The 12916-nt window shown below is 41.4% G+C and carries 11 protein-coding genes; 7 read left to right on the top strand and 4 right to left on the bottom strand.

What is annotated here, in order from left to right; genetic code table 11:
- Positions 1 to 295: 295 nt before the first annotated feature.
- The gene (gene miaE, locus H140_RS0110915; protein ID WP_019673695.1) at positions 296 to 1075 is read left to right on the top strand and encodes a tRNA-(ms[2]io[6]A)-hydroxylase; all 780 of its coding nucleotides are present in this window, start codon (positions 296 to 298) and stop codon (positions 1073 to 1075) included.
- Between the two features lie 128 nt (positions 1076 to 1203).
- Here the strand turns inward: miaE and ppk1 are convergent, their stop codons facing one another.
- Positions 1204 to 3312: a polyphosphate kinase 1 gene (gene ppk1 / locus H140_RS0110910; protein ID WP_227672913.1), complete on the bottom strand. Its 2109-nt coding sequence runs from the start codon at positions 3310 to 3312 to the stop codon at positions 1204 to 1206.
- A 594-nt stretch (positions 3313 to 3906) separates the two neighbouring features.
- The gene (gene mtgA / locus H140_RS0110905) at positions 3907 to 4584 is read right to left on the bottom strand and encodes a monofunctional biosynthetic peptidoglycan transglycosylase (RefSeq protein WP_019673693.1); all 678 of its coding nucleotides are present in this window, start codon (positions 4582 to 4584) and stop codon (positions 3907 to 3909) included.
- 219 nt (positions 4585 to 4803) lie between these two features.
- On the opposite strand from mtgA, the gene H140_RS0110900 reads away from it, so the two are divergent.
- From H140_RS0110900 to H140_RS0110875, 6 genes are all read left to right on the top strand, one after another.
- Complete coding sequence (locus H140_RS0110900) at positions 4804 to 5118, top strand: glutaredoxin family protein (protein WP_019673692.1); 315 nt, start codon at positions 4804 to 4806, stop codon at positions 5116 to 5118.
- Between the two features lie 350 nt (positions 5119 to 5468).
- Positions 5469 to 7244 carry an L-lactate permease gene (locus H140_RS0110895; protein WP_019673691.1) on the top strand — a complete coding sequence of 592 codons (1776 nt, stop codon included), beginning with the start codon at positions 5469 to 5471 and terminating at the stop codon, positions 7242 to 7244.
- A gap of 100 nt (positions 7245 to 7344) precedes the next feature.
- The gene (locus H140_RS0110890; RefSeq protein WP_019673690.1) at positions 7345 to 8556 is read left to right on the top strand and encodes an alpha-hydroxy acid oxidase; all 1212 of its coding nucleotides are present in this window, start codon (positions 7345 to 7347) and stop codon (positions 8554 to 8556) included.
- 209 nt (positions 8557 to 8765) lie between these two features.
- A complete protein-coding gene (locus H140_RS0110885) occupies positions 8766 to 9509 on the top strand; it encodes a rhomboid family intramembrane serine protease (protein ID WP_019673689.1) in 744 nt (247 codons plus the stop codon).
- 310 nt (positions 9510 to 9819) lie between these two features.
- Positions 9820 to 10626 carry a MipA/OmpV family protein gene (locus tag H140_RS0110880; RefSeq protein ID WP_019673688.1) on the top strand — a complete coding sequence of 269 codons (807 nt, stop codon included), beginning with the start codon at positions 9820 to 9822 and terminating at the stop codon, positions 10624 to 10626.
- A 93-nt stretch (positions 10627 to 10719) separates the two neighbouring features.
- On the top strand, positions 10720 to 11499 hold the full coding sequence (locus H140_RS0110875; RefSeq protein WP_019673687.1) for a hypothetical protein: 780 nt from the start codon (positions 10720 to 10722) through the stop codon (positions 11497 to 11499).
- 91 nt (positions 11500 to 11590) lie between these two features.
- On the opposite strand, the gene H140_RS0110870 is transcribed toward H140_RS0110875, so the two are convergent.
- Both H140_RS0110870 and H140_RS0110865 read right to left on the bottom strand, forming a co-directional pair.
- The gene (locus H140_RS0110870) at positions 11591 to 12406 is read right to left on the bottom strand and encodes a ferredoxin--NADP reductase (RefSeq protein ID WP_019673686.1); all 816 of its coding nucleotides are present in this window, start codon (positions 12404 to 12406) and stop codon (positions 11591 to 11593) included.
- Positions 12407 to 12652: 246 nt separating this feature from the next.
- On the bottom strand, positions 12653 to 12916 hold a 264-nt coding region (locus tag H140_RS0110865), incomplete at its 5' end, for a transposase (RefSeq protein WP_019673685.1).

Raw genomic sequence — 12916 nt, 5'->3', positions numbered from 1 at the left:
ATGCTTTCTTAGCTTAGCTCGTGCATAATTAATGGCTTAGCTCATCATGCATAATTAATGGCTTAGCTCGTGCATAACTTTAGCTCGTACATAATTAATGAATACAGTTAAATCTAAACGGTGTTAAATAAAATAGAACTAAATCTTGCTGCTTATTACCATGATTCTCACTTTTATTTGCTACAATATCATTTGTTTTTATTTTAATTGTTGACCTGTTAACTGTTAATCAGCTCTATACATAATCAGTTCTATACAGTCTCTAAGTCACACCAAAAACTTAATGAGTACACCAATGACAACCCGTACAGATAACTTCACCAACGACTCCCTAATTAACGATAGCAACAATACCGTCGATGCCCCAGCAAAAACTGATATCTCACATATCCATCAATTCTTAGGCGCTCGTACTCCACAAGCTTGGATTGACGCCGCACTAAATGACTTACCCACTATTATACAAGATCATGCCAACTGTGAAAAAAAAGCAGCAGGTACCGCGATGAATCTTATCTTTCGCTATGAATTCCATCAAGACCTACAATTAAAGCTTGCACAGCTCATTCGTGAAGAAATGCTACACTACGAACAAGTGGTCGGTATCATGCAAGAGCGTGGGCAGGCTTGGCGGCATCTACCTGCCAGCCGTTATGCAAAAGGAATGCTAAAACACAAGCGCACTTATGAGCCAGCAGCCATGATAGATGTGCTTATCATTGGTGCTTTTATTGAAGCCCGCTCTTGTGAGCGCTTTGCCGCTTTAAGCGCAGTCATCGATGATGAGAGACTGGCCAAATACTACCGCTACTTATTAAAGTCCGAAAGCCGCCACTATGAGGACTATATCACGCTTGCTAAATCCTTACAGCCAAAACAAAATAGCCTTAATAATAAAGCAGCATCTTCTATTGACTTTGAGGCACTAAAGCAATCAACTCATGGCAGTATCAATAGTAATATACAAACATTAAATATTGATGACCGTATTGCTTTTTTTAGAGAGGTTGAGGCAGACCTCATTACCAGTCCAGACAATGAGTTGCGCTTTCATAGTGGTGTACCATGCTTTTAAATGCACCTTGAATCATCATAAGTACAAGGACTGATGATTAGCTGTTTCTCAGCTTATATAAAAATAAAATAAACTGTACGTTTCCATAAAACAAGGGCGCTTATTCAGATTAAAGCATCTCAAGTGTTTTATTTTGGATTGCTGTTAGGTGTTACCCCGTTAATTTTGTGCAGTAAATAGTCTTGGGTGATAAAGGGTTTTTCTCCTTTTTCTGGCTTGGTGGGTGACCAGCTACCATCTCCTGTTAACTCCCAAGCTTGAGTATTATCTTTTAAATAACTGAGTAGGCCATCTTGATATACGCGCTTAAATAGCTTGGGATCTTCGATAGGAAAAGCGACTTCGACACGATGAAATAAGTTACGACTCATCCAGTCTGCACTGCCACAATATAAACGCTCATCACCATTATTATAAAAATAGTAAACACGGGTATGTTCTAGAAAACGTCCAACTACTGAACGCACAGTAATATTTTCAGACAAACCTTTCACTTGCGGACGAATACAGCTCATTGAACGTAAAATCAGCTCAATTTTTACGCCTGCTTGCGAAGCATCATATAATTTGTCAATTAAGTGACGCTCAGTAAGGGCGTTACACTTAACAATAATGTGGGCTTTTTTACCTGCTTTGGCGTGCTTTATTTCATCATCTATAAATGACATAAGCTGGGTATGTAAAGTAAAGGGTGCGTGCAATAGCTTATTGACATTGGCAGCTCTACCCATGCCAGTCAACTCTTGAAATATCTTGTGTACATCCTCTGAGATGTCTGGTCTGGCAGTAAATAGCCCATAGTCCGTATAGGCCTTAGCATTGCCCTCATGGTAATTGCCTGTTCCTAGGTGGACATAACGACGAATTTTATTGTCTTCTCGGCGGACGATGAGCATCAGCTTGGCATGCGTTTTGTACCCAACGATACCATATACCACGACAGCGCCTGCTTCCTGTAAGAAATTAGCGACTTCAATGTTTGAAGCCTCATCAAACCGAGCACGTAACTCAATGATAGCAGTGACTTCTTTGCCATTGCGAGCCGCTTCTGCTAATGCCTTAACGATTTCTGAGTTTTTGCCAGAGCGGTACAAGGTTTGTTTGATGGCGAGTACTTTTGGATCATTTGCAGCTTGCCAAATCATATTGACTACTGGATTGAATGACTCAAAGGGGTGATGCACGAGCACATCTTGACGCCGAATGACTGAGAACATACTCTCTTTGTCAAATGACTCACGCCGAAAAGGCTTAGGTACTACATGGGTGAAAGGCTGATAGCGTAATTTTGGAATATCAAAATCAAATAATAAGCGGGTTAAGTTGACAGGACCATTGACACGATAAAGCTGATTGTCATGTAACCCAAACTCATCTAGCAGATAGTCACTGATTTCTTTAGGACAATTGGTGGTAACTTCTAATCGCACCTTATCACCAAAGCGGCGGTTATCCAGCTCTCCTTCGAGGGCTTTGGCGATATCCTCAACATCATCAGCAAGCTCAAGGTCTGCATTACGAGTTAGACGGAATTGGTGGCAACCAGTCACTGACATACCTGGAAATAGCTTGCCCACATGCTCATGAATCACAGCGGACAACATAATGTGGTGGTTTTTACCGCCTGTCAGCTCATCTGGCAGACGAATAACCCTTGGCAAGCTTCGTGGTGCAGGAACAATTGCCAAATTGATATCCCTACCAAAGGCATCTTTGCCTTCTAAGCTTACAATAAAGTTTAGACTTTTATTAACTAACCGCGGGAAAGGATGTGCAGGGTCTATACTTATGGGTGTCAATACAGGCATAACTTGATTAATAAAGTAGTCCTTCATCCACTGCGATTGCTTGGCATTTAGCTCACTGCGCTTAAGATAGCGAATGTCTTCTTTTGCTAGTGCTGGGAGGATATCTTCATTTAAAATACGATATTGCTCATCTATCGCCTTATGCGCCACATCCGAGATCTCTTGTAATACCTCACTTGGACGCATCTTGTCTGGTTTATTCGAGATATTGCCATGGTTTAGATGTTGCATCAATCCTGCAACACGTATCTCAAAAAATTCATCCATATTAGATGAAAAAATGATCAAAAAGAATAAACGCTCTAATAATGGATGACGAGGGTTAGTTGCCTGAGCTAAAACACGTATGTGAAACTGCAACCATGATAGCTCACGGTTAATATAACAATTAGGTGAGTAAGTGCCATTATCATAACGCTCCCAATCCATAATAGTGAGCTGATTATGAACAGATTGAGTGTCGGTTTGCGGATCTAGAGTTTTGTCCACTGTTCTGTTTTGAGTAGCTGTCGTATTGGTCATGGTGATATGGATATCCTTATTATAGTCGTATCTTGGGGTATCTGGGCTAGTATCTGTACATAGCAATCTAACATAAGCATCAAGTGTCATAGCATCAACTGTCATATAAAAACTGTCATGTAGCCTACTTTCTGCGCTCTGTCTTATGTTATCAAAATCTTATGTTAACAAATTACTGTAAAGGGTACATATATATATAGATGCCACTAACCGCCAATACCTGACACACGCTTATATTACCTGTTTTATATGTTATCTTTATTAACTCTATACTATCTATGTTAGGACTTACGTAAAAATACGATTTCAAGGCTTAAAAAGCGACTGATTATTATTTATGGATATTTATGGATATTTATGGAGCGTCTGGCTCTACCTTCAGAAGACTCATAAATGATTAGCAGTTGCCACAATATCTACTCGTGCGTAAGTCCTATATGCTATATGCTATTTTGCTTGCAGTTTAAAAGTATTTCACCAGTTCAACTTTCGTAACAGACATTAAGGTAAAACTGCGCTATTCATACGGCGCATGATAATGCGTTGCTTATTGCGTAACCGCTTCGCTCCCATATTCTGTTCATAATACTTTGGATTGGTCAACATACTGATCAGTAGTGCAGATTCATCACGATTAAGTTGACTGGCAGACTTATTGAAATAGCGTCTTGCTGCCGCCTCAATACCATAAATGCCATCACCAAACTCTGCCACGTTCAGATATGCTGTCAAAATACGCTGTTTGTCCCACATTGCTTCTATCATCACTGTAATAGTTGCCTCTATACCTTTACGCACATAAGAACGATGTGAAGTCAAAAATAAATTCTTTGCTAACTGCTGGGTAATGGTAGAGCCACCAGCAGATACTGTGCCACTGCTTTCGTTTTTTTTCATTGCTGCCTCAATACCTTCCATATCAAAGCCGTTATGAGTGCTAAACCGAGCATCTTCACTGGCTATGGCTGCTTGTTTCGCAGACTTAGCGATGGCATCATATTCGACCCAAGTTTGACTTACGCTACCACCACTAAGACGATGGCTTAACATAAACATACTGTTGTTAATGGGCTGAGTTTTCCATATCGTCAATAAGCCAGCTACCCCCAAATAAAAGGCTACAAATAGAATAACAAACGCCAAAAATAGACGTTTAAAAAACTGAGAAATTGCCGTCATAATATTGGCTCAGATAATCAATAAAATTAAAACAATGATAAACTAACTTATCATTTACGCTTAGATGTCTTTTAAACTAAAAAGCTCACGTTTATTATATTCGCTAAGCACCTACACTCATAGTCTAATTTACTATTTTAAATCTTGTATATTCACAACCTTGTATATTTACAGATTAACACTGACCTTTTTATCATCAACTATAATAGGATCGTACTTGTGACTGATGTTAACACCACCCGACAGCGCATTATTCAGCAACTAAACTCCGCACAGCATAAGACAACTTCTGAAGCAGTTGACTTGCAAGCTTGGTGGCTGTTAGGGACCTCAGGCTGCCATTTATGCGACACGGCTAATGAGTTACTAAGGCTATTTTCTAGTGTTCACCCTATACGTATCCAGCAGATTGATATTGCAGATTTTGATGAATCACTTATGACACAGTTTGCCACTACAATCCCCGTACTGCTAACACCAACAACACAATTAAAATTTCCATTTTCTCTTGTCGATTTACAACAATTAATTTAAAATAGGTAACTATTAATAGACTTTTGTTGGTAAATCATGATTATTTGTGCTTTTACCTGTCTATTTTGTTACCAAACCTAAGTTGACCGTTTAACAAAACACACAAGCCATTTTATTTATGATGGCCTGTACACTCGTACTTGCTAAAAATAAATTGTAAACAATTGTCTACTTATATCACTTAAGAAAGAACTAAAAAGAGGAGCCTTTCAACTTAAACAACTCAATGCAACTGATCTTAGTTCACAGCAAAGCAATTTAGCACAGCACAATTCAAAAAAAACAACCCATAAAAATTAGAACCCATCTAACCCTTAACTTTAACACCCGCTCATTTACAAGGACGTTTTATGTTCACTATTTTGGCTCTTATGCCTATTATCACCGTATTTTTATTGCTGGTGGTGCTCCGGCTCCCCGCTAAATACGCGATGGCAGCTTCTTATCTTGTCACCGCTTTACTTGCTATCTTTGTCTGGCATGCTGGTGGCGCTCAAGTTGCCGCCGCAACCACAAACGGGGTCATTGTTGCCCTTACCATTTTATTTATCGTATTTTCTGCCATCTTATTGTTAAATACATTAAAAGAAAGTGGCGCGATGATTGCCATTCGCCGCGGCTTTATGGACATCACCCCAGATAGACGGGTTCAAGCTATTATTGTGGCTTGGTTGTTTTGTTCCTTGGTTGAAGGCTCATCTGGCTACGGTACACCGTCAGCAGTTGGTGCGCCGTTATTATTAGCCCTTGGCTTCCCAGCAATGGCTGCTGTGATGGTGGTACTTATTATTCAGTCTACGCCAGTATCTTTTGGTGCAGTTGGTACGCCTCTATTGGTCGGTGTTTGGTCCGGTATTGATAACAAGCAAGACTTAGCCGACTCCATTCAGCCAATGACGGTCGCTGATTATCTACTCCAAATTACAGCCAATGTTGGTTTTTTCCATGCCATTATTGGGGTGTTGATCCCACTGATTTTAAGTGCCTTTTTAACCCGTTTCTTTGGTGAAAAGCGCTCTTTTATCGAAGGCTTAAAGATCTGGCCATTCGCCCTATTTGCCGGCATTTGTTTCACCCTACCTTACTACTTAGTCGCTAAGTTCTTAGGCCCAGAATTCCCATCATTGGTTGGTGGCTTTATTGGTCTAATCATTGTTATTCCTGCTGCAAAACGTGGCTTCCTAATGCCAAAAGAAATCTTTGACTTTGGCCCGCGCGCCAATTGGGACAAAGAGTGGTTAGGCACATTAGCTAGAGAAGACTTTGATGACAGCGTTGCGCCAAGATTCTCAGTGTTAAGAGCATTTTCACCTTACGCCATTGTCATTGGTCTACTTATCATTACGCGTGTGGTCGCCCCGCTGAAAGCCTTCTTGGTTGGCGAGCATGGTACCATCGTATTTAGTAACTTATACGGCAGCAGCATATCTAGCAAAATTCAGTTACTGTATTCCCCAGGCACCATTTTAATCATCACCTCTTTGCTGTGTATGTACCTGTATCGCATGGATAAAGGCTCAGTAAAGCGCAGCTGGACCAGCTCTGCAAAAACCATGGTTTCTGCCGCACCAGCTTTATTATTATCTGTGCCTATGGTACAAGTGTTTATCAACTCTGGATCAAGCGCTGATGTTGTCACCAACTTGCCAGCGATGCCAATCTTATTGGCAGAAAGCGCCAGTGCTGCTTTTGCACATACTTGGCCCTTGGTGTCGCCTTGGATTGGGGCGATGGGTGCCTTTATCGCTGGATCAAACACTATCAGTAACATGATGTTTGCCTATTTTCAGTGGTCAACTGCTGAGCAAATTGGTCTAGGTACCGATTTGGCAGCGCAAGTCATCGCACTGCAAGCTATTGGCGGTGCTGCTGGTAATATGATTTCAGTACATAATGTAGTCGCTGCCTGTGCAGTGGTTGGCTTGGCTAACAAAGAAGGCTATGTCATTCGTAAAACCTTAGTTGCCATGACTTACTATGTGATACAAGCTGGATTTTTGGGCATGGCAGTTATTTTTGGCGGCCTAATCTGGTGGCTACTGGCAATCGCTTGGCCAATATGCTTCTTGGCAGTGATGTCATTAACTGCTAAGCCTGTTGTTGCTGATAATAAGAGTATAAAATAAGCAGCACAAAGCACACGAAAAACAAGCTGGACAAATTAACCATAAAAAAACCTCCACACCGGCATCCCTAGGGTGCCAAAGCTAAGCGAGTATTCAAGTTATGAAAGACTTATCTAAAATCACCGAGATTGAAGATTTACGTGTCATTGCTGAGCGCAAAGTACCACGTATGTTCTATGATTACGTCGACTCAGGCTCTTGGACGCAAACCACCTACCGCAATAACGAAACCGACTTTGATCGTATTAAGCTAAGACAGCGTGTCCTAGTTGACATGGACAACCGCAGCTTACAAAGCAGCATGATAGGTGAGCAGGTGAGCATGCCCATTGCCATTGCGCCAACTGGCTTTACTGGTATGATGTGGGCCAATGGTGAAATGCACGCTGCCAAAGCCGCCAAAGACTTTGGCATTCCTTTTTCACTATCGACCATGAGCATCAACTCGATTGAAGATGTCGCTGAATATACCAACCATCCGTTTTGGTTTCAGCTATATGTGATGCGTGACAAAGAATTCATGGTCAACTTAATCAACCGTGCCAAGCAAGCTAACTGCTCTGCCTTGGTATTGACCGCAGACTTACAGGTATTGGGCCAGCGTCACAAAGACATCAAAAATGGTCTTTCTGCACCACCAAAACCGACCCTAACCAATATCTTAAACCTGTTAACCAAGCCGGAGTGGTGCTTTAACATGCTCGGCGCCAAGCGTCGCACCTTCGGTAATATTGTTGGTCATGCCAAAGGCGTGGCAGACATGTCTTCTTTGTCGGCTTGGACTGCTGAGCAATTTGACCCAAGCTTAAGCTGGGATGACGTGGCAGATATCAAAGAGTTATGGGGCGGCAAGCTGATTATCAAGGGTATCATGGAGCCAGAAGATGCTATCTTAGCGGCTCGCAGTGGTGCCGACGCCTTGATTGTCTCCAACCATGGTGGCCGTCAATTAGATGGTGCGCCCTCTTCTATTGCCTGTTTAAGCGATATCGTGCAAGCGGTAAAAGCTGAAAACAGTGATATTGAAGTATGGCTCGACAGTGGTATTCGTTCAGGACAAGATGTGCTAAAAGCCATCTCACTGGGTGCAAAAGGTACTATGATTGGTCGTGCCTTTTTATACGGCTTAGGTGCTTACGGTGAAGATGGTGTGCGCCGTGCGCTTGAGATCTTATATAAAGAATGTGATGTGACCATGGCGTTTTGTGGTCATACCAATATCAATGAGGTGGACGAGAACATCTTGGTCAAAGGCACTTATGAAAATCTAAAAGCCGCCTTGCCTTATACCCCTGCCATTCGCTGGGGCTAAATTGCTAACACTGATGGCTTATTGCCACTTAAATTATTGTTAATCAAATCCTCCTTTTTGTAAGGGGGATTTTTTATGCTATTCACATTCGCTTAACCTATCAACGCCAGTATGTCAGCAAGACTTATATCGCAGCGACCCCTAGATAGGTTAGGTTATTTAACCAGACTGGTATAAAATGGTGCTAACCCCCATCCCCAGATTTTATTATGACTATTAAACGTTTATTTATACAGACACCCGTGACCGCCCTCCTGCTAAGCAGCTTTGTCATCTTATTTGTGATTCAAGTTGCCACAGGTGTCGACATCAACCAACCAAGCCAGCAGTCTTTACTGCTTTGGGGCGCCAATGCCCTGCCCTTTTCATTAATCGAACCTTGGCGCTTGCTAAGCAGCGCCTTTTTACATATAGGCTTAATGCACTTATTATTTAACTGCTTTGCTATGTACTTTTTTGGTCAAGCCACAGAATACAGCTTTGGCTCGGTTAAGTTTTTACTAATATTTGTGCTCTCTGCCATCGGTGGCAACTTATTAAACAATTACGTCAACTTATGGCAAGTGCTTTATAACAACACCGCACCGGGCATCTCTGCTGGCGCCTCTGGTGGTATTATGGGGCTGGGTATGGCATTATTAACGGTCGAATTGCTCAAAAAAAGACTGCTCAAAGTGCGCCAACAAGGGCCAAACCCACAATTAAAAAGCCTAGCAATTGTGATGGGCATCAACTTAATGTATGGCTTTGCCGTACCTGGCATTGATAACGCCGGTCATATTGGCGGTGCGATAACTGGTGCTATCTTGGCCATAGGTGTGATGCTGGGCTTACGCTTCTCGCTTCAAGGCGCAAAGCCGATAATAAAAGCCTTGCCTTGGCTAATTTTTGTTATTATTGGGGCTGTATATTTCCAAGCATTTTTTAGTTTGCGCCATTTGGTCGGACTCTAGGGCTGGCTTTAAACAAATAGCACTTTAACGAGCACCTTTAATCCCTAAGCATCTTTGACCCCTAAACAACTTTAACCTGTAATTGTATAGATGCTACTGGCTTTCATGAGTTAAACTTATTAAACTAGCGTGATTATTTTTATCTAAACCCGTTTATTGTTATCCTATTATTGCAATCAAGTTATTTGAATTAAGTTTAAATCAGACTATTTCATTGAATCAGACGGTTTAAACCCAAAAATACTGAAACCCAAAAAAACCTGAAATCCAAAAAAACAGACAAACCACTTAACCTAAAAAAGAGTTTTTTATGCTAAAAATTACCCAGGCCGCTCTACCCACTTCTGTATTAACCGCCAGCTTAGCCTTGTTTTGCTTTGCCGCAAGCTCAGCGCACGCTGAAAACTTATTTGGTGATAAGCCAGCAGATGCCAAAGACAAAATTGGTCTGCAAGTCGGGGTAAACGTCATTGCCAATAAAAGCGCCTATGACTTAAAAGACACCCAGTTTTCAGTATTACCCAGCGCCTTTTATGAAGGTGACAAAGTATATGCCCGTGGCAGTCAGTTTGGTGGCTACTTATTTAATGACGGCACCAGCGAGCTGTCGGCTTATGTCGAACCTATGGGTCCTTACTATGATCCAAAAGAGGCACGTGGCAATCTAAGACTACTAGATAAAAGAAAGTGGTCAGCTATGGTCGGTGGTAGTTACTTGTACCGCTCACCCATTGGTGGTTTCCGTGGTCAAGTCGCCACCGACATCAGTGGACACAGTGATGGTACAGTTGCCAGATTGACCTATATCGCCCGCTTTAATCCTGGTAAATGGACGCTTTATCCTTCTGCTGGTATAGAGTGGAACGACAAAAACTATAATGAATATTATTATGGCGTCAATCGTAAGCAATCGGCCAAGTCTGGTGTCGCTTACTACAAGCCTAGCTCAAGCTTTAGCCCATATATCAGCGTTAATGGTATGTACAGTATTAACAATGATTGGGATGTGTTTTTAGGTCAGAAGTTTACCTTTTTAGCAGATGAGCAGCGTGATAGCCCTATGGTTGATGACCGTGTTGATTATCGCACCACCTTAGGTCTGCTATACAGATTCTAATTGGTGCTTACTGGCTTTGTTTTATAAGCATAATGAATAAACAACAAGGCTTGTGCCAGTCCAAAATTTTTCGCGCTTTCAAGAGGAAATGACGTGCAATCTACACAGCAACCGACGACAGATACAACCAGCGAGTCATATGCAGATTTTGATGACAACTTAAAGTTTAGCGTCTCTGATATATGGTCATACGTTACTGATAAAGTAAAAACCGTGTACAACAAGGCTACCAACTCTGTGGATGATGAGTTTTCTTTACCAGTCAGCCAGCAGCAAGTTAATGACGCTTTAGAAAAGTTTGTCACCAAAAATGTAAAGCAAATTCATGAGCTGCGTGTCGAGCTTCATGATGACTGGTTTCGTCTGTATTGCACGGTTGACGTGGCGGGTATTTATGCGGAAGTGGCCAGTAACTTTGGCTTAGTGCATGTGCAAGTTGACAGAGACGTCCAGCGCTTTGTGTTTGCCCAGCAGACCTATACCGATGTGCTCAAATTGCACTGTGAATCTTTTCTTAAGCGCACTGGCGTTAAGCTGGCGATTTGGTTTTATCACAGTGTCTTAAAAAAAGATCCGTTAGGGTTTATTTTAAACAAAATCAATATTGCCAAACCCAAAGACAATATTATTTATTTGGACATCAACCGCTGGCTAAAACGCAACAAAAAAATCATAAGCACCTTACACAAGGTGCAAGTCAACTATGGCATTGTCGAAGAAGAACAATTGGTTCTTAAAACTAAGGTCAATATGCGTGACTTATTGACCAATAATGGTACCGAAGACTTAATCACACCAAAGGATGAGCCAGAGCTGTTAAAAGGCCCTACCCATCCGATAAGTGATGCCATCACACCAAGCGAAGAAGGCTAATCTATCAGTCCATCAGCTAGCCATTCGCTAAAAAATGGCTAGCAACAATAGTGACAAGCTCAACAATAAGAAACAAAAAATAGCCTAGATTTTACCAATAGTTTTCTACTGCAATATTGCCTACGCCACGGCGATTCATTACCATCCCCTTCTCATCTCTTAGCGTATTTCTGGTATCCTCCACCATCTGCGGGTTACCACACAACATCACATGCGAATGCTCTGGGTCTAACTTAGCACCAGCAAAATCTTCTAACTCACCACTAATTAGTAGTTGAGGAAAACGCGCATTTAACGCACCTTCGACCTTTTCACGAGTGACTATGGGCACAAAGGTAAACTTAGCCGGTGACTCAACCAAGCTACCAAAGGTTTCTTCTAAAGAGTGAATTAAATCCAAATAGGCCAGCTCTTTTTCACTACGGGCGCTATAAGCTAAGATAATATGCTCATAATCTTCCCAAGTTTTTAGATCTTGAAGCATTGATAAAAAGGGTGCTAATCCCGTACCAGTCGCTAGTAGCCATAGATCTTTGGCAACTGGCTCTTGATAACGCGCCAAGGTTAAAAACCCAAAAGGCGTGGTATTTAGTAGCAGCTCATCTCCCTCTTGTAGGTGCTGTAATTGTGAGGTAAACGCACCATCTTTAATAACGATTGAGAAGAACTCGAGTGTCTCGTCATAAGGAGAAGACACAATAGAATACGCACGGAAAATATCCTCATCAGGAACATCGGTACTCCTCTTTTGTTGATGATAGGCCAAGCGACTTGGATTTACGCCTAAGCGCACAAACTGCCCTGCGCTAAACTTAAAGCTATCTGGTCTGGTGACTGTAAAGCTAAACAAATTCGGCGTCCAAGTTGTTTTACTAAGAACTTTTACTGGCTGAATATTGTCAGACATAAAATATTTCCCTATTTTATTATTCATTTTTTGCATTTAGGGCTATTATGGGTGATATTACCAAATATGTGTATTTATTTTTCAAGATAACAACTTTTATATATATTTATTAACACTTGGCACTGTTATTTACGCTGTTATACCTTTTCTAAAAAACAACCTATCTTTGTCAAACTCGTTGAACCTACTATATGTAGCGTTTGCACTCGTTTTCCTCGATAGCTTATACCAATTCCATAAATAAACCTATAAACCAATCCAATCACGAGAAGTTATAGACTGAATGAGCTCGGGCTTGGAACAAAGTCTATTCCAAGCCTTGCAAGCAGCATTAACAATAGCCTCATAACCATCAAAACACCTATTGGATAACCAATGTTGTTTCAAATACGACCACACCTGTTCAGATGGATTTAACTCAGGTGAATAAGGGGGTAATTTAAGCATCGTCACATTATGTAGGTTTAAACTTGGTTGATGCCATAGAGCACCATCCATAACAACCACAGC

The sequence above is a fragment of the Psychrobacter lutiphocae DSM 21542 genome (assembly GCF_000382145.1).
In the GTDB taxonomy this organism is placed as follows: Bacteria; Pseudomonadota; Gammaproteobacteria; order Pseudomonadales; family Moraxellaceae; genus Psychrobacter; species Psychrobacter lutiphocae.
The sequence above is the reverse complement of the archived record's forward strand: the minus strand, read 5'-3'. Positions and strand labels throughout refer to the sequence as shown.